The organism is Aeromonas sp. R9-2 (assembly GCF_040908025.1).
Classification (GTDB): Bacteria; Pseudomonadota; Gammaproteobacteria; order Enterobacterales; family Aeromonadaceae; genus Aeromonas; species Aeromonas veronii.
Map to the genome: position 1 here is coordinate 1 of NZ_JBFOCX010000009.1, position 23,906 is coordinate 23,906.

At 61.6% G+C, this 23,906-nt stretch carries 16 protein-coding genes and 2 tRNA genes; 13 read left to right on the forward strand and 5 right to left on the reverse strand.

All coding sequences use genetic code 11. The features are described from left to right. Both AB5Y71_RS02745 and AB5Y71_RS02750 read right to left on the reverse strand, forming a co-directional pair. A tRNA-Tyr gene (locus AB5Y71_RS02745) sits at positions 1 to 85 on the reverse strand. A 34-nt stretch (positions 86 to 119) separates the two neighbouring features. Beyond that, positions 120 to 204, reverse strand: a tRNA-Tyr gene (locus AB5Y71_RS02750). A 124-nt stretch (positions 205 to 328) separates the two neighbouring features. On the opposite strand from AB5Y71_RS02750, the gene AB5Y71_RS02755 reads away from it, so the two are divergent. Then, positions 329 to 838 (forward strand): VC2046/SO_2500 family protein, encoded by a 510-nt coding sequence (locus tag AB5Y71_RS02755; RefSeq protein WP_368170930.1) that lies wholly within the window; start codon positions 329 to 331, stop codon positions 836 to 838. 112 nt (positions 839 to 950) lie between these two features. Here AB5Y71_RS02755 and raiA read toward each other — a convergent pair whose 3' ends face one another. Beyond that, positions 951 to 1,289 carry a ribosome-associated translation inhibitor RaiA gene (raiA, locus tag AB5Y71_RS02760; RefSeq protein WP_005334257.1) on the reverse strand — a complete coding sequence of 113 codons (339 nt, stop codon included), beginning with the start codon at positions 1,287 to 1,289 and terminating at the stop codon, positions 951 to 953. Positions 1,290 to 1,657: 368 nt separating this feature from the next. Between raiA and AB5Y71_RS02765 the strand changes: the two genes are divergently transcribed. From AB5Y71_RS02765 to AB5Y71_RS02775, 3 genes are all read left to right on the forward strand, one after another. After that, positions 1,658 to 4,162, forward strand: a complete 2,505-nt coding sequence (locus AB5Y71_RS02765; RefSeq protein ID WP_368170931.1) for a putative bifunctional diguanylate cyclase/phosphodiesterase — start codon at positions 1,658 to 1,660, stop codon at positions 4,160 to 4,162. Between the two features lie 99 nt (positions 4,163 to 4,261). After that, positions 4,262 to 6,163 (forward strand): transglycosylase SLT domain-containing protein, encoded by a 1,902-nt coding sequence (locus AB5Y71_RS02770; RefSeq protein WP_231721485.1) that lies wholly within the window; start codon positions 4,262 to 4,264, stop codon positions 6,161 to 6,163. Between the two features lie 177 nt (positions 6,164 to 6,340). Beyond that, entirely contained in the window at positions 6,341 to 7,339 is a 999-nt protein-coding gene (locus AB5Y71_RS02775; protein ID WP_005350588.1) for a LacI family DNA-binding transcriptional regulator, read from the forward strand. A gap of 77 nt (positions 7,340 to 7,416) precedes the next feature. Here AB5Y71_RS02775 and AB5Y71_RS02780 read toward each other — a convergent pair whose 3' ends face one another. Both AB5Y71_RS02780 and AB5Y71_RS02785 read right to left on the reverse strand, forming a co-directional pair. Continuing rightward, on the reverse strand, positions 7,417 to 8,481 hold the full coding sequence (locus tag AB5Y71_RS02780; RefSeq protein ID WP_368170932.1) for a 3-deoxy-7-phosphoheptulonate synthase: 1,065 nt from the start codon (positions 8,479 to 8,481) through the stop codon (positions 7,417 to 7,419). Positions 8,482 to 8,606: 125 nt separating this feature from the next. After that, positions 8,607 to 10,559 carry a TonB-dependent receptor gene (locus AB5Y71_RS02785; protein ID WP_368170933.1) on the reverse strand — a complete coding sequence of 651 codons (1,953 nt, stop codon included), beginning with the start codon at positions 10,557 to 10,559 and terminating at the stop codon, positions 8,607 to 8,609. Positions 10,560 to 10,828: 269 nt separating this feature from the next. Here AB5Y71_RS02785 and AB5Y71_RS02790 point away from each other — a divergent pair, with 269 nt between their 5' ends. The 9 genes from AB5Y71_RS02790 to AB5Y71_RS02830 all read left to right on the forward strand — a co-directional run bounded on the left by AB5Y71_RS02790 (position 10,829) and on the right by AB5Y71_RS02830 (position 23,746). After that, positions 10,829 to 11,977 carry an isochorismate synthase MenF gene (locus AB5Y71_RS02790; RefSeq protein WP_368170934.1) on the forward strand — a complete coding sequence of 383 codons (1,149 nt, stop codon included), beginning with the start codon at positions 10,829 to 10,831 and terminating at the stop codon, positions 11,975 to 11,977. After that, positions 11,974 to 13,620 (forward strand): (2,3-dihydroxybenzoyl)adenylate synthase, encoded by a 1,647-nt coding sequence (locus AB5Y71_RS02795; protein ID WP_368170935.1) that lies wholly within the window; start codon positions 11,974 to 11,976, stop codon positions 13,618 to 13,620. Before AB5Y71_RS02790 ends, AB5Y71_RS02795 begins: the two co-directional genes overlap by 4 nt. Further along, positions 13,617 to 14,573, forward strand: coding sequence for an isochorismatase family protein (locus tag AB5Y71_RS02800; protein ID WP_368170936.1), 957 nt, complete (start codon positions 13,617 to 13,619; stop codon positions 14,571 to 14,573). The genes AB5Y71_RS02795 and AB5Y71_RS02800 overlap by 4 nt, the downstream gene beginning before the upstream one ends. Beyond that, complete coding sequence (gene dhbA / locus AB5Y71_RS02805) at positions 14,570 to 15,331, forward strand: 2,3-dihydro-2,3-dihydroxybenzoate dehydrogenase (RefSeq protein ID WP_368170937.1); 762 nt, start codon at positions 14,570 to 14,572, stop codon at positions 15,329 to 15,331. The genes AB5Y71_RS02800 and dhbA overlap by 4 nt, the downstream gene beginning before the upstream one ends. A 125-nt stretch (positions 15,332 to 15,456) precedes the next feature. After that, a complete protein-coding gene (locus AB5Y71_RS02810; RefSeq protein ID WP_368170938.1) occupies positions 15,457 to 19,446 on the forward strand; it encodes an amino acid adenylation domain-containing protein in 3,990 nt (1,329 codons plus the stop codon). Beyond that, on the forward strand, positions 19,443 to 20,312 hold the full coding sequence (locus AB5Y71_RS02815; protein ID WP_368170939.1) for a hypothetical protein: 870 nt from the start codon (positions 19,443 to 19,445) through the stop codon (positions 20,310 to 20,312). Before AB5Y71_RS02810 ends, AB5Y71_RS02815 begins: the two co-directional genes overlap by 4 nt. 269 nt (positions 20,313 to 20,581) lie before the next feature. Further along, positions 20,582 to 21,670: a pyruvate dehydrogenase (acetyl-transferring) E1 component subunit alpha gene (gene pdhA / locus AB5Y71_RS02820; RefSeq protein WP_368170940.1), complete on the forward strand. Its 1,089-nt coding sequence runs from the start codon at positions 20,582 to 20,584 to the stop codon at positions 21,668 to 21,670. Further along, complete coding sequence (locus AB5Y71_RS02825) at positions 21,663 to 22,649, forward strand: alpha-ketoacid dehydrogenase subunit beta (RefSeq protein WP_040066143.1); 987 nt, start codon at positions 21,663 to 21,665, stop codon at positions 22,647 to 22,649. Before pdhA ends, AB5Y71_RS02825 begins: the two co-directional genes overlap by 8 nt. Beyond that, positions 22,646 to 23,746, forward strand: coding sequence for a dihydrolipoamide acetyltransferase family protein (locus AB5Y71_RS02830; protein ID WP_368170941.1), 1,101 nt, complete (start codon positions 22,646 to 22,648; stop codon positions 23,744 to 23,746). Before AB5Y71_RS02825 ends, AB5Y71_RS02830 begins: the two co-directional genes overlap by 4 nt. Positions 23,747 to 23,906 lie beyond the last annotated feature (160 nt).

The following is a 23,906-nucleotide window of genomic DNA, read 5'->3' on the forward strand; positions in this document are numbered from 1 at the left end:
TGGTGGAGGGAGAAGGATTCGAACCTTCGAAGGCAGAGCCGTCAGATTTACAGTCTGATCCCTTTGGCCGCTCGGGAACCCCTCCACGGGGTATTGCTTTCAACTTGTCGCACTTGAAATGGTGGAGGGAGAAGGATTCGAACCTTCGAAGGCAGAGCCGTCAGATTTACAGTCTGATCCCTTTGGCCGCTCGGGAACCCCTCCACAAGTGCGAGGCGCATACTAACAGATCTTCTGATTTTGGAAACCCCCAAGCAGGATTTTTCCATTAAAAGAATTGGATTTGTGGCCGATAACCAGTGAAATCGCCATTTTCTAGAGTTATCTCATGCTGCCCAGTTCAATCCGTAATCACCTGCTCGTTGATGAGGGCCAGTTGGGGCAGCGCCTCAACCATGACCTGCAGCATGGCGATCGGGCTGATTTCCGGTTGCATCTGGCCCTGCTGACCGATGCGGTGGAGGAACAGCCCTGGTTTGATGCCAAACCGGCGGCCACTCCCCAGAGCCGTGACTGGCGTATGCACTTTGCGCTGAGACCGGCAGAGGTGCTGGTGGCTGAAGGGGCGGGGAGTGACTGCAGTGCCATCAATGAGCGGCTGCAGCAGGGGGGAAGCATGGTGGATGTGCGGCTCTGGCTGGCGCTGCAAACACCGCCGTTGGCGGTCAAACAGCCGCTGCTGGATGAGGCTGTCTACGACAACCTGTCGCCGCTGGCGCGGGAGCGGTTGCAAGGAAAGCTGGCCGATGTGCCGAGGCAGGAGGACCCGCTGGTATTGCTGCCGATCCTTGATCGTTTGCAAGAGGGGGTGGATACCCGGTTGCACTGGCTCAGCTGATGGCGCCTGTTCACTGACGTAACGCAACGCTTGTGGTGTAAATCACAGGCAACAAAAAGGCGGGTGACCCCGCCTTTATGCTCTTTAGAATTGTTAGCCGTGCGGCATGCTATCAAGCGTCAGCTTCATCCGGTTGCGGCTGCTCTTTGAGTGCGGCATTGGCACGACGGGCAATCGGCTTTTCGGTATGACGGTTGAGTTGACGCTCCAGTTTTTGCCCCAGTTCGTTGATGGCGGCGTAGAGATCCTCATGCTCTGCCTGGGCAAACAATTTGCCGTTGGGGATGCCAGCACTGGCTTCGACAGTGAACATCAGACGCTCTTTGGAAACAATCACATGGGGTGTGATGAGAGGCACCTGAAGACGTTCGAGCTTTTCAAAACGGGATTCGATGCGCTCGCGGATAGCCGGGGTGATGTCGATGATTTTGCTGGTAATTTCGATTTTCATATTGGCCCCCTTCGGGTCGTCTTGCTTGTGTCTTCACCTTCAGATTACTCATTGGTAAAGATTGAAGTGTGAACTATGTCACATAACCTTCCCTTGGCTATTCAGCAACTTATAAATTGTGATCTTTTCCGGTTTCGTGCCAAAAACAGCTTGAGCTCCATGAAACTGGCAGGCAGTATGACGGGAATAGGATCGTTTCTGTCCCTTCTTGGCAGCACTTCGTGTCGACCTCATGTCCGGTTTCCACTGCTTGATATCGCATGTTTGTACTCTTCCCTCGCAACCTCTGATCTGATGAGCGGATGCAGGGGGCGTTGCTATGCCTGATTGGACATCAAACGTGGTTGGTTGTTGTGTTGGAGTGGTAAATGAAGCAGCAGGCCACGCAAGTCATGTGGTTTTTCGATCGGCAACATGATCAGTGGAGTCTCTCTGATCAGGGGGCCTACCAGCAGTGGCAAGGGGAGGGCAATCATCCTTGGGCCGCTCGCCTGTTACCGGAAGATGAGGCAGGCTTTGCCGACTTTCTCGTCCGGCTTCATGAATCACATCTGCCTGAACAGTTTATCGGTCATCTGAAAGATGATCAGGGGCAGCTCAACCATGTGCTCTGGAGCGGCCAGTTTGTGCCCACCCAGCAGATCTGCTGTGGCTGGCTGGCCCCTCTTGATACCGCTAACAGTGCAGTATCCTCTCTCAACCTCTCTTTGCCGTTGCTGCAAACCACCCTGCTCACCCAGTTGGCGCAGGCGCTCTCTGCCCGCACCGGGCTCGATTTCTTCAATACCCTGGTCAGCCAGCTGGCCCATATCCTCAAGGTGGATGCGGTCTGGGTGGGTGAGTTGTGCGGTGCAGATCGGGTCAAAGTGTTGGCTGCCGACGGGTTGTCGCTTAAAGACTACCCGCTGGCGGGCTCCCCCTGTCAGGAGCTCTACAAGCAGGGGGCCATCTGTTTCGAGGTGATCGACGAGTCGCAGGAGTATCAACCCTGGCTGGCGGCCGGGCAGACTTATTATGGTCAGCCGCTGTTTGATGCCAGAGGCCAACTTCTGGGCCATCTGGCGCTGCTCTATTCGGCCCCGGCAGATACCAGCAATCTCACCTCGGTGCTCAATACCTTCTCGGTACGGATGGTGGCCGAGCTGGAGCGGCTGCAATCCGATGCCCAGATGCGCCTCTCTGCCGTGGCATTCGAGACCCACGAAGGGATCATCATCACGGATCCGGGGTTCAAGATCCTGCGGGTCAACAACGCCTTCAGCCAGATCACCGGCTTCGACAGCCAGTCGGTGCTGGGCCTGCATCTGGAAGAGGATCTTTGGCCAAATCTGGGGGGGCTCGGCTACGAGCTCAATACCCTCAGCCGCTGGCAGGGGGAGACCCAGCGTCGCCATGTCGATGGTCACACCTATCCCCAGTGGGAGATAGTCACGCCGGTGCAGGATGAAAAAGGGGTGATCAGCCACTTTGTCATCTGCTTCGAGGATATCTCCGAGCGCAAGGCGGCCGAGCGACGCATTCAGGATCTCGCCTATTACGACGAGCTGACCGGATTGCCCAATCGCCGTCAGCTCCACGAGACTCTGGTGCAGACCTTCAACGAGGCGACCCGTGATGGCTTGATTGGCGCGCTGCTCTTTATCGATCTCGATCACTTCAAGACCATCAACGACTCCCTCGGCCACGCCACCGGTGACTGGCTGCTCAAGGAGGTCGCCGCCCGTCTCAAACGGTTGGTGCGGCAAGGAGATTGCCTGGCCCGCCTCGGCGGTGACGAGTTTGTGCTGCTGTTGCCATCGCTCTCGGCCAGCCCGCCCCAGGCGGAGATGCAGGCCGATATCATTGCCGAACGGCTTATCACCGAGATTGCCGCTCCTTATACCTATGTGGGGCAAGTGCTGCACATTGGCGCCAGTGTCGGCATTACCCTGTTTCCGGATCGGGAGCAGGGGGTCGATGATCTGCTCAAGCAGGCTGATACCGCCATGTATCAGGCCAAGTCCGCTGGCCGCAAGACCCGTCGCTTCTTTGATGCCTCGATGCAGCAGCAGGCGGATCGCCGTCTGCTCATTCACAACGAATTGCGCAACGCCCTCAGCCAGCAAGAGCTGACCCTATACTATCAGCCCCAGCATATGGTCGATGGCGGCGATATCATTGGTGTCGAGGCGCTCATTCGTTGGCAGCCGGCCGGTCGCTCGCTGGTCTCGCCGGCCGAATTTATCCCCATCGCCGAGGAGACCGATCTGATTGTCGATATCGGCAACTGGGTGCTGCACGAGGCGTGCGCCCAGTATGTGCTGTGGGAGGAGAACGGCATCCACATTCCGCAGATCTCGGTCAACGTCAGTGCCAAGCAGTTCCATGCCACCGATTTTGTCGAGCGGATCCACGATGTGTTGGCGCAAACCGGCATGGATCCGGCCTGCCTCAATCTGGAGATCACCGAGTCCGTGGTGCTGGGCCATGCCGAGGACACCATCAGCAAGATGACCGAGCTCAAGGAGCTCGGCATCAGCTTTGCCATCGACGATTTTGGCGCCGGTTACTCCTCCCTGAGCTACCTCAAGCGGTTGCCTGCCGATGAGCTCAAGATCGACCGTTCATTCATTCAGGACATCCCGAAAGATGGCGACAACATGGCCATCGTCGAGGCGGTGATCGCCATGGCGCGACATATGGGGTTCAACGTCACGGCGGAAGGGGTGGAATCCCGTCAGCAACTGGAGTTTCTCAAGGCGCAGGGGTGCAGTTTCTATCAGGGCTATCTCGCCTCCAAGCCGCTGCCGGTGCCCTATCTGGAGAAATATGTACAGCGGCTGACCAGACCGGAGCAACTGCGTGAAATGCAGCTGAGCAGTGCAGAAAAATAGTCCCTGCTCCCCGCTGTAGCGCTGCCCGGCAACGGGTAGAATGAGAGGCAGTAGACCCACCGCCACCGGGCGGTGTATTGCCCTCAATGGAGATGTTCAGTGAAAGCTGTATGGGGAATTGTTTTGTCGGCGCTGTTTGTGCCGACCCTGATGGCGCAGACTGCCGACCAGACGCTCTACCGTCAGGCGTATGACGCCGTACGGGCCAATGACCAGGCCCGTTTCCAGCAAATTCGTGCCCGGTTGACCCATTATCCCCTGTTGCCCTATCTCGACTACTATCAGCTCGCCTTTCGTCCGGGGGCGGCGGATTACAACGATGTGACTCGCTTTATCCGCCAGCATGGGGATACTCCCCAGTCCAACAGGCTGGAGCGCAGTTATCTGACCTATCTGGCCCAGAGCCAGCAGTGGTCGCAGTTCCTGCGCTTCTATCCGGCCAAGCCGAGCTCCACCGACCTGCTCTGCATGCACTATCAGGCGCTCTATTACACCGGCAAGCCGAAAGAGGCGTTGCAGGGGGCGGGCAAGATCTGGATGAGCGGTCAATCCCGTCCCGATGCCTGCTCCCCGCTGTTCCAGCTGTGGCAGGCATCCGGTCAGCGAACCCAGGAGAAGATCTGGCAGCGGATGACGCTGGCGTTCGAGGCGGAAAACCCCAATCTGATCCGCCACCTTGGCGCAACCCTGGGTAGCGGCTTGCAAAGCTATGGCGATCAGATGGTGACCCTGTTCGAGCAGCCTGCCAAGGCGATGAGCCCGGCCTATTTCAGCAGCAATCCCTATTCCCGCAAGCTGCTCTCCCTCGGTTTGACCCGCTATGCCAATCAGGAGCCGGAGTCGGTGCTGCGCCAGCTTGCGCTGTTTCGCAGCCGTTTCGGCCTGACCCAGGCCGAGGTGAAACCGGTAGAACGTGCCATTGCCCGCCGCCTGCTGCTGGATCGCTCCATTGCCCAGCGTAGCTGGGTCGACAGCACGGTGAAAAAGCTGGCGGATCCCGACATTACCGAGCTGCGGGCCCGTCTTGCGATTTGGGAACAGGATTGGCGTGGCCTCTCCGGCTGGGTGAAGATGATGCCGATGGCCCGTCAGAAAGAGGATCGCTGGCGCTACTGGATGGCGCGCTCCCTTGAGGTGCAGGGGCAGCAAAAACCGGCGCGGGATCTCTATCTGGAGACTGCCAACCTGCGCGGTTTCTACGGCTTTATGGCCGCCCAGCGCACCGGCGTGCCCTATCGCATCAAGAACCAGAGCGTCAAGCATGTACCGGACTGGCGCACGGCCAGCCAGCGCTGGCCCTTCCTGTTGCGGGTGCGCGAATTGCTCTCGATGAACGAGATTGCGGCGGCCCGCTCGGAGTGGATCCACAACATGGATCGCAATCCGGTGGCCCAGCGCATCGAGTTTGGTCATATCGCCCTCAATCAGGGCTGGCACGAGCTGGCCATTCTCGCCAGCATTCGCGCCGAAGCGTGGGATGCCCTCGACCTGCGCTTCCCGCTGCCGCTCAAACGCACCTTCTCCCAGATGGCGCAAGAGCGCACCATGAACACCAGTCTGCTCTATGCCATCTCCCGTCAGGAGAGTGCCCTCTATCCGCTGGCCCAGTCGCCGGTGGGGGCGCGCGGTCTGATGCAGCTGATGCCTGCCACTGCCAAAGAGACCGCTGGCAAGCTGGGGGTGCCCTATCGCAACGAGCAGCAACTGTTTGATCCGACGATGAATATTCGTCTGGGGAGCGCTTATCTCAAGCGCTTGCTGGATGTCTATGATGGCAACCGGATCCTGGCGGCGGCCGCCTACAACGCCGGGCCGGGACGGGTAAAACGCTGGCGAGAGCAGAGTGACAACAAGCCGATGGACGTGTGGGTTGAGAGTATCCCCTACAAGGAGACCCGCAACTACGTGCAAAACGTGTTGTCGTTCGATCTCATCTATCAGCACAAGCTGCAGCAGCCGCTGCGCTTCATGTCGGAGCGGGAGCTCAATCACGCTTATTGAGTCGGGGGCCGACAGCCGGCCCCTGTTTTCAAATTTCCCTGCTGCCGGGTATCATCGGGTAAGGTTTTGTTACCAAAGGAAACATGCCTGGTGACCTGGCTCCGGGAATTGCATCAGGCCGCAGGGTATACTCGGGCGTCGGCATCGACAGGTTCCCCCACAATAAAGGAATGGATAGTGGCAACGATTAAAGACGTTTCTCAGCTGGCAAATGTGTCTATCTCCACCGTGTCGAGGGTTATCAACAACACGGCACAGGTAGCACCGGAAAAGCGTGAGGCCGTACTGGCGGCCATGAAGGAACTGAATTTTCGACCCAACAGTTTTGCCCAGGCACTGGTCAGCAAGCGTTCCAACTGCATTGGCGTGCTGGTTGGCGACCTCTGCGGCGGCCCCTTCTTTGCCCAGATGATGCGTGGCATCGAAACCATGGTCGATCAGGCCAACAAGTTCACCATCGTCATGTCTGGCAACCATGATATCGCGCGCGAGCGTCACGCCATTCAGGCGCTGCTGCAGCGCCAGTGCGATGCGCTGATCCTCCACAGCAAGGCGCTCCCGGACGAGGAGCTGAGCGAGCTGGCGGCTGGCTCTACCCCCATCGTTTTCATCAACCGTCAGGTGCCGGGCGCGGAAGATCGCTGCGTCTGGCTCGATAACCAAGCGGGGATCACCACCGCGTGCCAGCACTTGCTGGATGCCGGTCATCGCAATATCGCCTTTATCACCTCCGATGATGAAGAGTTTGTCGATGGTCAGCAGCGGATGGCCGGTTACACCCAGACCCTGGCCAGAGCCGGGATCGCCTTTGATCCTGCACTCGTTAGCCGCGCCTATGCCGACGAAAATGGCGGCTATGTGGCGATGAGTGAACTGCTGGCCCGTGGTGTCGAGTTCACTGCCGTGCTCGGTTTCAACGACGGTATGGTGGCGGGGGCGATCTCTTGCCTGCTGGAGCGGGGTTACAAGATCCCGCAGCAGGTATCGGTGGTGGGGTTCGACGATATCCCCTACGCCCGCTACATCTATCCCAAGCTTACCACGGTGCGCTACCCCATCGAGGAGATGGGCAGCCGCGCTGCCGAGCTGGCGCTGCGTCTGCTCGATCACAAGCCGGTGGACGGCCTGGCGCTCAAATTTGAAGCCCAGCTGGTGGAGCGTGAGTCAGTCGCCTGACGTGCGTCAGATAGTGAACAACAGTGTGGCCCCATTGGGGCCACACTCTTTTCTGCGTTATCTCTCTAATCCGCTATTTATCCCGCCAGGGCGATCCGCTGTTGACGGCGCGCCTCCACCCCTTCTGCCATCATATCGAGCAGTTGCCTTGTCTGTTCCCAGCCGATGCAGCTATCGGTGATCGACTGGCCGTAGCGCAGCGGTTTGCGGCTTATCTCCTGACGCCCTTCGCAGATAAAACTTTCCACCATGATGGCGGCGATGGCATGGCTACCTGCCCCCAGCTGGTCGGCAATGTCACGGGCAACCAGCAGCTGGCGGGCATGTTGTTTCTGGCTGTTGCCGTGGCTGCAATCGATCATCAGGCGAGGGGAGAGATGATGCTGGCACAGCAGCTCGCCAGCCTCTGCCACATGACTGCTCTGATAGTTTGGCTGGCGGCCACCGCGCAGGATCAGGTGGCAGTCGGGGTTGCCATGGCTGCGCACCAGTGCCAGCTGGCCATCACCGGAAGGCTGGGTATAGAGGTGGGCCGCCCGGCTGGCGAGGATCGCCTCTACCGCGATCCGGATATTGCCGTCGGTACCGTTTTTAAAGCCGATGGGGCAGGGAAGGGCCGAGGCCAGTTGGCGGTGGAGCTGGGATTCGGTGGTGCGGGCGCCGATGGCACCCCAGCTGATGAGATCCCCCAGATAGAGCATGCTGGTGAGATCGAGAAATTCGGTGGCACAGGCGAGCCCTTCCTGTCCAAGGGTCAGAAGTAACTCGCGGGCCTGGGTTAGTCCCTTTTCCAGCCGATCGCTGCCATCAAGGTCGGGATCGAAGATAAACCCTTTCCAGCCGAGCGTCGTGCGAGGCTTTTCGAAATAGGTGCGCATCACCAGTTGCAGCTGCTCCCCGTATTGGCCCTGCAGTTCAGCGAGCTGGCCACCATAGTCACGGGCGGCTGCCCGATCGTGAATGGAGCAGGGGCCGATCACCAGCAGCAGGCGATTATCCTCTCCCTGCAGAATATGGCGGGCTTGCTGGCGGCTGCGAGCGATCTGGCGAGCGAGCCGTGCCGGACAGGGTCTGGCCTTTAACATCTCGTCAGGGGTGGGCAGGGTGGCAAGGGGTGAAGCATTCAGAAGTGAGGTGAACATGAGCGATCCTGATGAAAATGGAAATCTGCATGCTCTTTGCTGTCCAGTGGGGATCTTCCCCTTATTCTCTTGGTTAACAGAGCGCGGGCATGGGCCCGCGCTCTGTTATATCGGCCTTGGCTACCTTAGAAGCGGGCTGAGCCGCTGACGTAGTAGCTGCGACCCGGTTCGACGTTCTGGAAGACAGTATCTTTCTCTTGCAGGCGCACGTCGGTCAGGTTGTTGATCCCCAGTCGCAGGTCAAAGTTCTCGGTGACCTTGAAGCCGGTGCCGAGATCGAAGGTCTGATAGCTGGGCAGCTTGTGCAGTACGACAACCTTGTTGACGGTCTGCTCGGCAAACTGTGTGCCGGTGTAGGTGGTGCCGACAAAGGCATTGACCCGTTCGGTGGCCTGCCAGGTGATCTTGGCGTTGGCCTTGTGCTCAGGCCGCTCGGGCAGAGCCTGGCCCTGATCGCCTTCAGCCTTGAGGTAGGTGTAGTTGGCGCCGAGGTTGATATTGTCGGTCAGATCGAGCTTGCCGGTCAGCTCCAACCCCTTGGTGGTGGCTTTCTCCAGGTTGTACCAGGTGCGGTCAGTGGAGTTCGGCCACTGCTTGAAGGTGAGCATGTCGTCAATGTCGGAGTAGAAGAGGGTGGCGCTGGTTTCCCAGAGCCCTTCTCCTGCGATGACACCCAGCTCGTAGTTGGTGCTGGTTTCCGGCTTGACCTTGTCGCTGCCATAGATGCGGCAGCTGCCGCCGCAGCTCTCGATGCTGTAGCCGTTGGAGTACTGGTGTGGTGCCGGTGCCTTGAAGGCCTGGCTGACCCCGCCCTTGACGGTCACCACATCGTTCATCTCATAGACCAGATAGCCGCGCGGGGTGAAGTGGCTGCCGTAGATCTCGTGGTGATCGTAACGGCCGCCCAGCGTGAAGGTCAGGCTGTCGGTCAGGCCGATCTCGTCCTGAGCGAACAGTGCCTCCTGAGAGTGGCTCTCTTTGCCGCCGATATCCTTGTAGCTCACCGCATCCACCAGCTCCCGATCCAGATATTCACCACCCAGGGTCAGGTAGTGGTTGGCCAGCGCCAGGTTGGTATAGCCCTTGAGGGTCAAGGTGTTCTCTTCCAGCTCCCGCTGCTGTGGGGCAGAGTAGCTGGTGTTGAAGTCGTCGATCTGGGAGGTCTCGTAGTTGGCCATGACAGTGGTGTCACCCCAGCTCCAGTTCCCCTTGTGGGTCAGACCAAACAGGTTGCGATCGTTTTGCTGCTGGCGGCTGTGCACCTTGTTGCCGGTTTTGCGGAAGATATCGAGAGGCCGCTCATCCTGGTTGTAGAGGTAATCCAGCTCGAAGCGTTGTTGCTCATCCACCAGCCAGCTCAGGGTAGAGGCGAAGTTGCGGGTCTGCTTGGCTTCGATAAGGGGGATGCCGTCAGCAGCTTCGGTGGGGGTCCAGGCTTGACGGTCATACACCTCGCCGTTCATCCGGATCAGCAGGTTGTCGGTCAGCGGGCCGGTAAAGCCCAGGTTGGTTCTGTGCTGATCGCCGCCATCCTTGCCCTCGATGGCTTTGAAGTCGGCATCGGCCGCCCCTTGCCAGGTTTTGCCCGGCTGCTTGGTGATGATGTTGATGACACCACCGATGGCATCGGAGCCATAAAGTGCCGACATGGGGCCACGGATCACCTCGACCCGCTGGATCATGCCAAGGGGCACCGGAGTGTTGTCGAAGTTGCCGCCGCGCCACAGGGCATTGGAGGAGGAGAGGCGTTTGCCATCCACCAGCACTAGCGTGTACTTGCCGGACATACCGCGAATGCCGATATCGCTACGGCCATTGGTGTCAGCTTCAGCCTGCATGCCCACTTCGTGGCGCAGCAGGTCGGCAAGGTCATTGACGGGCGCGGCGGCGATCTGTTCGGCCGTGATGACAGAGATAGAGGCCGGTGCCGAGCGGGTATTGTGCGCTGTGGTGGTGACGGTGATCACCTCATCGGCTTGAGGCGCGTTGCTGGCGGCGATCGCTTGCTGGGTCAGCAGAGTGACGATGGTAGTAGCCAGCAGGCTGGGAGCAATAAAACGGGAGGTTGAGGATTTCATTATTTACATCTTCCATAATATACAAATGATAAGCGTTATCATTATCAAATTGAATTTGCTCCGATCGCAACTCTTTTTTATCGGCGAAGCTCAGTTTCGTTCGTCACCCTCTTTTGACTAAAAAGAAGTTAATGAAATTGATTCTCATTTGTATTGATCGTTTTTTCGCTCCTTGTTAGGATGCCGTTCACCCTGATATCTGGTGAGTCAAATGACTCACTTCTTTAAGTCGTATCAGGCAGTGATTCATTCCAAGGAGTAGCACCGTCATGTGTGACCATGCACTGGAAGGAGAGTGGCCCGCCACAGCGGTCGGGCTGGATAAAGTGTGCTGTTTTGCCAGCGGTGACAGGGTACTGGTCGCCTCCGGTATCCACGACAGTTTTACCGGCATCCCGCCGGAGAAGCTGCTCGCCCATCTGCGTCAGTTGCGCCAGCAGGGGATGGTCAATCCCATCGCCATCGGCGCCATCCCTTTTGATACCCAATCCCCCTGGCATCTGGTGATCCCGGCGCAATCGCAGTGGGTCAAACGGGATGCGTTGTTACCCGCCCGCTGTTGCCAGCTCCATGGCGAGGTGAGCGAAGTGACCGGCTCTGCCCACTATCAGGGGGCGGTACGGGCAGCGTTGCAGCAGTTTAGCGAGGGGCAGCTCGAGAAGGTGGTACTGTCGCGCGCCATCGACGTGCAGAGCGCAGAGCAGACCTCCCCCGCACACGCCTATGGCTCTCTGCTGGCCCAGAATCCGGGCGCCTATGTGTTCCAGATCCCGCTGCCGGATGGGGAGACCCTGCTTGGCGCCAGCCCCGAGCTGCTGGTATCGCGCAGCGAGATGGCGGTGGTGAGCAATCCGCTGGCGGGATCCCGTCCGCGCCACGCGTTTTCCGATCAACAGGCGGCCAGTGCCGAGCTGCTGGGGGCGCAAAAAGATCGCTATGAACATGCGCTGGTGGCCGATGCAGTCGCTGCGGCCCTCGCTCCCTTCTGTCGCGAGCTGGACGTCCCTCTGGAGCCGCAGGTGATCGCCACTCCTACCATGTGGCACCTCTCGACCCGCATCGCCGGACGGCTCCATGAGCCCTCTCCCGTGCTGGCTCTGGCGCTGGCGCTGCACCCGACACCGGCGGTGTGCGGCACGCCGCTCTCGGCAGCGCGTCAGGCCATCGCCCGGCTTGAGGGGTACGATCGCCGCTTCTACTGCGGCGCCGTTGGTTGGATGGATGCCGATGGCAATGGCGAGTGGGTAGTCACCATTCGCTGTGGCGTGCTGGCCGGCAGGCAACTGCGGCTCTATGCCGGCGCCGGGGTAGTGGTGGGCTCCTCGCCGGAAGCGGAGTGGCAGGAGACCGCCGCCAAGCTCGGCACCATGCTGCGGGCGTTTGGCCTCGAGAGCCGGGAGCCGGAGGTAACTGCATGAAGCCGCTGGTGCCCTTTACCCCCTGGCCCGCCGAGCTGGCGGCCCACTACCGGGCGCAAGGGTGGTGGTGCGGACAACCGCTCACCGCACTGCTCGATGACTCCGCCGCACGTTATCCCGAGCGCACGGCCCTGATCTGCGGCGAGCGAACCCTCAGTTATGGCCAGTTAAAGCGTGAGGTCGATGCACTGGCGGCGCGGCTGGCTGCGCGCGGGCTGGGCCACGGCGATACCGCGCTGGTGCAGTTGCCCAACTGCGCAGAGTTCTATATCTGCTGGTTTGCCCTGATCCGCTGCGGAGTGGTGGCGGTGCACGCCCTCTACAGCCATCAGCGGCGCGAGCTGGTGGCCTTTGCCCGCCAGATTGAGCCCGCCTTGCTGGTACTCAGCCCCTCCCATCCCGGCTTTGCCGGTGAAGCGGGGAGCCTCGTGGCCCTTGATGAGCTGGTATCGCCTTCCTGCCAGACACTGCTGTTCGAGCAGGCAGAAGGCTCCGATCTTCAGTCAGGATTTGCATGGTGTCAGCCTGACCCGATAGCCCGTGCTGATGGTTCGCCGCTGACGGCTATCGAGCCAACTCCTACCCCGGCCGATCAAGTCGCTTTTTTCCAGCTCTCCGGCGGCAGCACCGGCACCCCCAAACTGATCCCCCGTACCCACGATGACTATGGCTACAGCGTGCGCCAGAGCGTAGCGGTGTGCGGCTGGGATGAGCGGGTGATCTATCTCTGTGCCCTGCCTGCGCCCCACAATTTTCCCCTGAGCTCCCCCGGCGCACTCGGGGTGTTTTATGCCGGTGGCTGCGTGGTGCTGGCAAAGGATCCCTCTGCAGCAACCTGTCTGCCGCTGGTGCAGCGCCATCAGGTCAACTGGGCGGCACTGGTGCCACCGGCTCTGGCGCTCTGGCTGGAGGCGGCCAGCCACTATCCGCAGACCTCTCTGGAGTGTGTGCAGGTGGGCGGTGCGCGCCTCAGCCCGGCTCATGCCGATGCGGTGGCGAGCCGCCTTGGTTGCCGCTTGCAGCAGGTGTTTGGCATGGCCGAGGGGCTGGTCAACTACACCCGCATCGAGGATGACCAGTGGCACATCGTCAATACCCAGGGCCGCCCGATGAGCCCGGGTGACGAGGTGGAGGTGCGGGATAGCGACGGACGCCCCTTGCCCGATGGCGAGTGTGGCGAGCTCTGGACCCGCGGCCCCTACACCTTTCGCGGCTACTTCAAGGCCGATGCCCACAATCAGCGGGCTTTTGATCGGGACGGTTTCTACTGCACCGGCGATCTGGTCTGTCGCTTGCCCGGCGGCCATCTGATGGTGGTGGGGCGCAACAAGGATCAGATCAACCGGGGCGGGGAGAAGATCGACGCCCTCGAGATCGAAGAGCTGCTAATTACCCATCCAGATGTGCGGCAGGCGGCACTGGTCGCCATGCCTGATCCCATGCTGGGGGAGCGTAGCTGCGCCTTTCTGATGTGCCGCGAGCCCCTCAATCTGCCCCGCTTGCGCCGTTTCCTGCGCGAGCAGGGGGTGGCCGATTACAAACTGCCCGATCGCCTGGTGCTGGTGGCGCAACTGCCCCACACCCCGGTCGGCAAGATAGACAAACAGAGGCTGCGCGAGCAGCTCGCCAAGGAGTGTGCATGACCATTCAATCCCTCGCCGCCTATTCGCTGCCCACCGCTGATGAGCTGCCCACCGGGCGGGTGAACTGGCCTTTCGAGCCGCGCCGCGCCGCCTTGTTGGTCCACGATATGCAGCACTATTTCGTCGATTTCTACGGGGCGGGCAATCCGCTGATCAATCAGGTCATCGACCATATCGCTGCCCTGATCCGTCAGGCGCGTGCTCTCGGTATGCCGGTGGTCTATACCGCTCAGCCCGCCGAGCAGAGCCAGGCAGATCGGGCGCTGCTCAACGACATGTGGGGGCCGGGGTTGACCCGAGCGCCGGAGCGTCAACCCATCGTTCCGGCGCTGGCACCCGAGCCGCAGGATACGGTGCTGACCAAGTGGCGCTACAGCGCTTTTTGCCGTTCACCGCTGGCCGAGCTGATGGCCGAATGGGGGCGAGATCAGCTGGTGATCTGCGGCATCTACGGCCATATCGGGGTGATGCAGACGGCGGTCGATGCCTTTATGCGTGATATCCGCCCCTTCCTGGTGGCAGATGCCATCGCCGACTTCTCCCGCGAGGATCACCTGCTGGCGCTCTCCTACGTCAGCCGTAATGCCGGTCGGGTGATTACCGTGGCCGAGGTGATGGCGGCCAGCAAGCGCCCCCTGACTCGCGAGTCACTACGTGCTCAGGTGTTGGCGCGGCTGCCCGCCGAGATGCAGCAGGAGCAGCCCACCGAGGATGACAACCTGCTCGACTACGGTCTCGACTCGCTGGCGGTGATGGGGCTGGTGGAAGAGTGGCGCCAGCAGGGGCTGGTGGTGGAGCTGGCCGAGCTGGCCCGCACGCCGACTCTGGCTCACTGGTGGGAGCTCCTCTCCCGTCAGCTTAATGTCAGTCATGTCAGTCAACCCAATGTCAGTCAGGCCACGGCTTATCAGGTCAACGAAGATCACGTCAGCGAACCGGAGTGCACCCCATGAGCGAGTGGCAAGGCAGAACCGTCTGGGTGACCGGCGCGGCGCAGGGAATTGGCCATGCGGTGGCACGCACCTTTACCGAGGCGGGGGCCAGCGTGGTGGCGTTCGATCTGCAACTGGCCGAGGCACTGCCCGGCAACGTGAAGAGAGTGGTGATCGATGTCAGCGATAGCGAGGCCGTGCCCCGCTGCTGCGAACAGCTGCTGGATGAGGGGCTGGGGCCCGATGTGCTGGTCAATGTCGCGGGCGTACTGGCGACCGGCAGGATCGATGAGGTGGATGACGCTCTTTTGCAGCGCACCTTCGCCATCAACACTTTCGCCCCCTTCTATCTGATGCGGGCCCTGACCCCCTGGTTTCAGGGACGGCGCAGGGGAGCCATCGTCAATGTCTCCTCCAATGCCGGTCGGGTACCGCGAGTGGGGATGGGCATCTATGGCGCCTCCAAGGCGGCGCTGACCAGCCTCACTCAAACGGCAGGGCTGGAACTTGCCCCCTATGGGGTGCGCTGCAATCTGGTGTCGCCGGGCTCGACCCGAACCCCGATGTTGTACGGCATGTGGCAGGAGGAGGAACAGCGCGAAGGGGAGCTGCGCACCATCGCGGGCCTGCCTGGGCAGTTCAAGCTGGGGATCCCCCTTGGCAAGCTCGGGACCCCCGACGAGGTTGCCGCCTGCGTGCTGTTTCTCGCCTCCGATGCCGCTAGCCATATCACCCTGCAGGATCTGGTGGTCGATGGCGGTGCCACCCTGGGGGTCTAGCTCGAGCGTTGCCAATCTGGCAGGCGTGACACTCTCTTGATGGAGGAGGCCTTGCCTCCTCGCTTTTCAGCCATGCGGGCAGGGGCAAGCCGCTGCCCGCTCAATGTTTGCGCAAGGACATTCCCATGGAACAGACAATGGCGATGCGCGCCACCCATCAGCGTGGGGATCACCCGCGCTGGCCGCTAACCACCGCTCAGGCGGGCATCTGGTTTGCCCAGCAAAAATATCCGCAGAGCCCCGCCTGCAATACCGGCGAGTACTGGCTGCTGGAGGGGGCGCTGGCTCCCCATCACTTCACCCGTGCGGTGCGTCAGACCCTCGACGAGATCCCCGGTCTGCACTGCGCTTTTGTGGCCACTGCCGATGGCCCTCAGATGGTGGCCAACCCCGCCTGCTGGCAGCTGGCAGAGCGGGATCTGCGCAGCGAAGCTGACCCGCTCGCAGCCGCGCAGGCCGAGATGCGTGCACAGCTGGCAGTCCCCTTCAATCTGGCCGGGGGGCCGCTGTTTGCCACCACCCTCTATCGCCTTGGCGAGGGGCGGTGGGCCTGGTTTATCGCCGTGCACCATATCGCCATCGACGGCTTTGGCTTGAGCCTGCTCTGCCAGCGGGTGGCGAGCTGGTATGAGGCGCTCTGCGCCGGCGAGCAGCCAGCCCCCTGCCGTTATGCGACCCAGCAGCAGCTGCTGGCCGAAGAGGTGGCCTATCAGGATTCGCCGCGCGCCGCGCGGGATTGCGATTTCTTCACCCAACAGCTAGCTGGGGTGGAGAATCCTGTGTCGCTCTCCCGTCGTCCGGTGCAAGGGCCGGGCCCCACCTATCGTCTTGAGCCGCGGCTTGCTGGCCGCCAGTGGCAGGCATTGGTGGCACGGGCGAGTCGTTCGGCCTGTCACCCCTACAGCCTGCTGCTGGCGGCGGTGGCCAGCTATGTGCAGCGGATGAGCGGCGCTGGCGAGGTAGTGCTGGGTATTCCGCTGATGGGGCGGCTGGGCTCAGCGGCGGCCGATACCCCCTGCATGAAGGTCAATGTGGTGCCCCTGCGCATCGAGCTGAGCGGCACCAGCCGGGTAGGGGAGTTGCTGGCACAGGTCGAGCGGCAATTTGCCGCCCTGCGCCGTCATCAGGGCTGCCGTCAGGAGTGGTTGCAGCAGCGCCAGCCGGGCCAGCCGCTGTTTGGCCCTCAGGTCAACCTGATGCCCTTTGCCCGTACCCTCAGCGTTGGTGAAGGGCACAACCAGGTTCGTGGCGAGGTAAAGGTGCTGGCAGCGGGGCCGGTGGAGGAGTGCGCCTTCTACTTTGCCGAGGAGGCAGGCGCGATGACCCTGACCCTCGAAGCACATCAGGGGCGCTTCAGCCATCAGGAGAGCGAACGTCATCTGGCCCGACTGCTGGCCTATCTGGCCGCCTGGAGTGAGGCGGATGACGAGGCCCTGGCGGTGCGCTTGCCACTGTTGCTGCCCTGCGAGCAGGCTGAGCTGGCGCGCTGGAACCAGACCGACCATCCGTTGCCGACTACCACTCTGAGCGCACTGCTGACCGAGGGGCTGGCGGCGGCAGATCAGAGCGCCATCGCGCTGGAGTTTGGCACCGAGCGCTGGAGTGTGGCCGAGCTGCGCCAGCGCACCCGCCAGCTGGCCAGCTATCTGGCGGGGAGGGGCGTGGGCCCCGGTTGTCGGGTGGCGGTAGTGATCCCGCGCTCTCCCGAGCTGATTCTCGCCCAGCAGGCCATCATGGCGGTAGGTGCCGTCTATGTGCCCGTTGACCCGGACTATCCGGCGGAGCGGATCGGCTACATTCTCGCCAGCAGCGATCCTGCGCTGGTGTTGACCAGCCGTACGCTTCAGATGCCGCTCGACGTGGCCGCGCCACTTGTCTGCCTCGATGCCCCCGGTGTGGCAGAGCAGCTGGCGGCGGTAGAGTTGGCAACGACAGCACCTTGTGAGCTGCCAGCCCCCAAACCGGAAGATGCGGCCTACATCATCTACACCTCCGGCTCGACCGGTCGGCCCAAAGGGGTGGTGGTGAGCCATGGCGCCATCGTCAATCGGCTGCTCTGGATGCAGCACATGTATCCCATCGGCCCGGCGGATCGGGTGCTGCAAAAGACCCCTGCCGGTTTCGATGTCTCCATCTGGGAGTTTTTCTGGCCCTTTATGACAGGGGCGCGGCTGGTGCTCGCCAAACCGGGCGGCCACAAGGATCCCGCCTACCTTGCCGAGCTGATTGAGCTGGCGGGGATCACCACCTTGCACTTTGTCCCCTCCATGCTGCAGATCTTTGTCACTCAGGCCGAGCCTGCCCGTTGCAGGGCCCTGCGGCAGGTCTTCTGCTCCGGCGAGGCGCTGCCCGCGGATCTGGTGCAGCGCTGGTATGGGGCATTTTCAGCCCCCCTGCACAACCTCTATGGCCCGACCGAGGCAGCGGTGGATGTCACCTGGTATCCCTGCCGGGCAGACGAGGCGGTGACCAGCGTGCCCATCGGCTATCCGGTCTGGAATACCTGCATCCACATTCTCGATCCCTGGTTGCAGCCTGTGCCCCCCGGTGTGGCGGGGGAGCTCTGGATCGGCGGCGTGCAGGTGGCGGAGGGGTACTTTGGCCAGCCCGATCTCACCGCAGAGCGCTTTATTGCCAATCCCTTCGGGGCGGGACGGCTCTATCGCAGCGGCGATCTGGCCGCCTGGCGCGAGGATGGCGCCATCGAGTATCTGGGGCGCCTCGATTTTCAGGTGAAGATCCGCGGCCAGCGCATCGAACTGGAGGAGATCGAACAGGTGCTGCTGCGCCATCCCCGGGTGGCGCAGGCGGTGGTGCTGGCCCCCGAATTTGCCCCCGGCGATCGCCGTCTGGTGGCCTATGTGGTGGCCGCAGATAGCAGAGAGCTGACGCTGGCCGAGCTGGCACCCGCCCTTGGCGCTGCCTTGCCCGACTACATGGTACCGGGGCTCCTGGTAAACCTGGCTGAGCTGCCGCTTACCCCCAATGGCAAGCTGGATCGCAAGGGGTTGCCTCTACCCGATATGGCATCGGCAGTGGGTCAGTCGCTGCCGAAAACTCTGCTGGAGGAGCGGCTCTGTCGCCTCTTCGCCGAGATACTGGGGCTGGCGCGGGTCGGCGCCGACGATAACTTCTTTGCCCTCGGCGGCCACTCCCTGCTGGCGGCGCAGCTGGTGGTGCGTATTGAGGAATCAATAGGACAGGGTCTCACTCTGGCCAGCCTGTTCGAAGCGCCGAGCCCCGCCCAGCTGGCGCGCCGTCTTGGTGGCGAGCGGGAGGCAATGCCCATGCTGTTGCCCCTGTGGGCGCCCGGTGCGCCGGCGGGTACATCGGGCTCCACTCTCTTTTGTGTCCATCCTGCAGGGGGGCTCGGCTGGTGTTATGCGCCGCTGGTGCCCCATCTGCCAGCCGACATGGCGGTCTATGCCCTGCAGGCGCGAGCGCTCTGCCAACCGGATACGCCGCTGCCCGCCAGCTTCGACGAGCTGGCCCTCGACTATGTGACCGAGCTGCGTCGTCAGCAGAGCGAGGGGCCCTACTGGCTGCTCGGCTGGTCGCTCGGGGGCATGCTGGTGCACCGGATGGCCGCCATGCTGCAAGAGCAGGGACAGGAGGTGGCCATGGTGCTGCTGCTCGATGCCTACCCCTGTCAGCAGTGGCAGACCCAGCCGTTGCCCGACGAGCAGCGGATGCTCGATGCGTTGCTGCGGATGGGAGGCATTGCGGTTGCGGACGAGGCGTTGGACTCCCTTACTCGCGACGAGGTGGTGGCCCGGCTGGGGGCGGAGGGGAGTGCGCTGGCCATGCTCGACGAGCAGGTGGTGAGCGCCATGATTGAGTTGGTTGGCCACAACAACCGGCTGATCCGTGAGCCGGTCGACTACTGCTACCACGGGGAGGTGATCTTTATCGAGGCGTCAGCCTCCCGTCAGCCCTGGCTGGATGGACGTGGCTGGGAGTCGCTGACACAAGGGGAAATCCACTATGAGCACTTCCCCTGCCTGCATCAGGAGATGGTGCATCCCGACTGGCTGGCGAAGGTCGGCGCCCTTATCTGTGAGCGGGTCGATGGGGTCTGGCAGCAACCGCACATCCGGCAGGAGGGGGGCGCATGACCCCGGTTGCCGTCATCCAGGAAGCCTTGCTGGCGGGCAAGCTGGTGGGGCTGGGGGAGCCGCACTGGCACCCGGATTTTATCCGGCGCCAGCACGCCTGGCTGTGTGACCCGGCGCTCTGGGGAGTCATGACCGACTTGGTGCTGGAGTGCGGCAACCGCCGCCATCAGGGCTTGCTCGATGCCTGGCTGACGGGGCAGGAGAGCTGGCAGGGGGAGCCGCTCACGCTGGCACGGCTCTATCCGGTCTGGCTCGACTCCTGCGCCTTTCCCGCCTGGATGGCCCCCGAGTTTCCTGCTCTCTTCACCGCTCTGCGCCAGAGCAATCTGGTGCGCCCTGAACATATGCGGCTACGGGTGCATCTCTGCGAGCCCTTATTCGAGTGGCAGGAGATGAGCCCGGAGCGATGGCAGCAGCACAACAGGGGGCGGGATCAGGCGCTGGCCGACTATCTTCTAACACTTCCCCAGCGCGGCTTGGTGGTGCTGGCGGGGGCGCGCCATCTGCTCAAAGTCGCAGGGGATCCCCACTTTGCGCAGCCGACGCTGGGCCAGTTGCTGGAGGCCGCACGGCCGGGTTGGCTGCAGGTGCTTCATCCTTGGCCAATGGCTGATGGAAAGGGAGATGAGGAAGAGGAGCGAGTGTGCGAGCTGGCCGGGATCGCGACTGCCGACCTCTATCCCCACTGGCCGACGCATCCGCCGCTGGAGACTCTTATCGACAGGTTGGTGCGCGTGGCTGACCGGGGACGGGAGATGCGAATTTGCCCGACCTTGCTGGCCGAGCCCTGGCGTAGCCACTTGCTGAGTCGCTTTCACTTGCTGCCAGTTGGCATGGCCCGCCAGCTGCAACAGTGGCTGGCGTAACTGCTGGTTGGAGTAACGGCTGACTGAAGTAACTCAATGGGGGAGCAAGGCTCCCCTTTTTCACATTTGGCATCCTGCGTTCAGTGCTGCAAAGTTGCACCATTTACGGCATACCTTGCCACTCATCGCCGAAAATTCAGCTCCTTCGCTACTTTAAAGAAGTTTCTACTGGTCTTACCTGAGTAAATCCCTTTGCTTTTTATTTAACAAGGTATTTACATCTAGGTGTCACCAGCATCGGTGACGCTCACAACGGCAAGGAGCCAGTTATGACCCATGTCGACATCCCTTTCCTTCGTTACCTCGATGCGGAAGGGTGCCCGGTCGCCACCTTACCGACCTGGCTGGACAAGGCGATACTGCACACCTTCTACCGCAATATGGTGATGGTGCGCAGCTATGACAAAAAAGCGATTGCGCTGCAACGAACCGGCAAACTCGGTACTTTTCCCTCCCATCTCGGCGCAGAAGCCGTGGGGATTGGCATTGGTCTCGCCATGCAGCCGCAGGATGTCTACGTTCCCTACTATCGAGACATGCCCACCCTCTATGTGCGGGGCGTGCCGATGGAGAAAAACCTGCAATATTGGGGTGGTGACGAGCGGGGCAGTTATTTTCTCAAACCCGATGGGACTCCCTCAGAAGATCTCCCCATCTGCGTCCCCATCGCCACCCAGATCACCCACGCCTGCGGTATTGCCTCGGCTTTCAAACTGCGTAATCAACCGCGCGTCGCCGTGGTCACCATCGGCGACGGCGGCACCTCCAAGGGGGATTTTCTGGAGGGGCTCAACTGCGCCGGTGTCTGGCACCTGCCGATGGTGATCATCGTCAACAACAACCAGTGGGCCATCTCGGTGCCGCGCAAGCTGCAATCGAGCGCCCCAACGCTGGCCCAAAAGGGGATTGGTGCCGGGGTGCGCAGCCTGCAGGTGGATGGCAACGATGTGGTGGCGGTCTACGATGCCGCGCGCAGTGCCGTCGAACGGGCCCGTAGCGGCAAGGGGCCGACTTTGATCGAGGCGGTCAGTTATCGCCTCGGCGATCACACCACGGCCGACGATGCCACTCGCTATCGCGATGGGGCCGAGGTTGAGGCAGCCTGGGCGAAAGAGCCGGTCAAGCGGCTGCGCCAGTTTATGCACAGCCAGGGCTGGTGGGATGAAGAGCAGGAGCAGAGCATGCTGGCGGAGGCTACCCGAGAGGTCGAACAGGCGGTCGCCCGTTATGAGGCGATGGTGCCTCAGCCACCGGAGGCGATGCTCGATTATCACTACGCCAGCCTGCCCGCCGAACTCTTGCCCCAGCGCGAGCGAGTGATAGCCAAGGGGATGAAGCAGGAGGTTGGCCATGAGTGAGATCAGTTTGCTGGAAGCGGTCAACATGGCCCTTCACTACGAGATGGAGCACGACCCGGATGTGGTGGTACTGGGCGAGGACGTGGGGGTCAACGGCGGGGTGTTTCGCGCCACCGTAGGGCTGCGCGACAAGTTCGGTTTCAAGCGGGTGATCGACACGCCGCTGGCTGAGGGATTGATCGCCGGGGTGGCGGTCGGCATGGCGACCCAGGGGCTCAAGCCGGTGGCTGAGTTCCAGTTTCAGGGTTTCATTTTCCCCGGTATGGAGCAGATCATCTGTCAGGCGGCGCGGATGCGAAACCGTACCCGTGGCCGTCTCTCCTGTCCCCTTGTCTATCGCTCCCCGTATGGCGCGGGCATTCACTCGCCGGAACACCACAGCGAAAGTGTCGAGGCGCTGTTTGCCCATATTCCGGGGCTACGGGTTGTGATCCCCTCCAGCCCGAGACGCGCCTATGGCCTGCTGCTCTCGGCCATCCGCGATCCGGATCCCGTGATGTTTTTCGAACCGGATCGCATCTATCGCTCGATGAAATCCGAGGTGGTGGATGACGGTGTCGGCTTGCCGCTGGATGTCTGCTTCACCCTGCGCCCGGGCCGGGATATCACGATAGTGGCCTGGGGGGCCTGCATTCAGGAGGTGATGCGCGCGGCGAACCTGCTGGCCGAGCAGGATATCCAGTGCGAGGTGCTGGATCTGGCCACCATCAAGCCGTTGGATATGGAGACCATCCTCACCTCGGTACGCAAGACCGGCCGTTTACTGGTGGTACACGAGGCGTGTGGCAGCTTCGGGGTCGGGGCCGAAATTGTGGCGCGGGTGACCGAGCAGGCACTTCCCAGCCTCAAGGCGCCGCCCAAGCGGCTGACCGGCGTGGATGCCGCCGTTCCCTACTATCGCAACGAAGCGTATTACCTCATCACCGAGCAGGATATCGCCGATGCCGCTCACCAGCTGATGGAGAACCAGTGGCTATGAAATTTTTCAAATTACCGGATCTGGGTGAAGGGTTGGCCGAAGCCGAGATCGTCGAATGGAAGGTGAGTGCCGGTGATACCGTTGCGGTCGATCAGGTGCTCTTGTCGGTGGAAACGGCCAAGGCGCTGGTGGATGTGCCCTCTCCGGTGGCCGGGGTGATCGCCCGTCTCTGCGGCGCCGAGGGAGATATCCTCCATATTGGTGCGCCGCTGGTGGAGTTCGAGGGGGGCGAAGATGATGGCACCGTGGTGGGCAAGGTGAGCGCCCATCAGCAACATATCGAGGATCACTTCGTGGTGGGGGCCATTGCCCCGGGGGGATCGCTGGTGCAAGCCATGCCTGCGGTGCGACTGTTGGCACAAAAACTGGGTCTGGATATCGACTGGATCAAGGGAAGTGGCAGCGGCGGCATGGTGACCGAACTGGATGTGCAGCAGGCATTCGAGTCACAGCAGAGCAGTGGCAACGAATTCCTCAAAGGGTCACGGCGTGCCATGGCCAAGGCGATGGAGCTCTCTCATCAGACTGTGGTGCCGGTCAGCATCACCGATGAGGTGGATTTACGTCACTGGCGGTCTGATGAGGATGTGACGGTGCGCCTTATCAAGGCCATTGGCGTGGCGTGCCGCGCCGAGCCCTCGATGAACGCCTGGTTTGATGGCGACACCCTGTCACGGCGTCTGTTCAAAGAGGTCAATGTAGCCATCGCGGTGGATTCAAAGCATGGCCTCTATGTGCCGGTGATGGAGAACGTGGCCGAACGGGAGGGGGCAGATATCCGGCAGGGGCTGGATCGGATGATCGCCGATGTGAAGGCGCGCGCCGTGCCGCGCGAGATGTTGCAGGGGGCGACCATTACGCTCACCAACTTCGGTGCCATCGCAGGCCGCTATGCCAGCCCCATCGTCACGCCGCCGCAGGTGGCCATCATAGGGGCTGGCAAACTGTTCGAAAAAGTGGTGTTCATCCATGGTGAAGCGCGTCCCGTCAGGGCACTGCCGCTGTCGATGACATTTGACCACAGAGCCTGTACTGGCGGGGAGGCGGCTCGTTTTCTCAGAGCGCTGGTCGAAGCGTTGGAAGCAGCTACCTTATAACGGTTTGTGCCCTGCCGTTGGCAGGGCACAAATTTGTTTGCGTAATCTACAAAGCCACGTATAATCCAAACCAGCTTGAAAGGGCGATAGTTATGTCAATGAATACGATGTTTCACATCTTGTCCTGTTGTTCATAAGTTAATCCCGTTTTTTGAGCTTT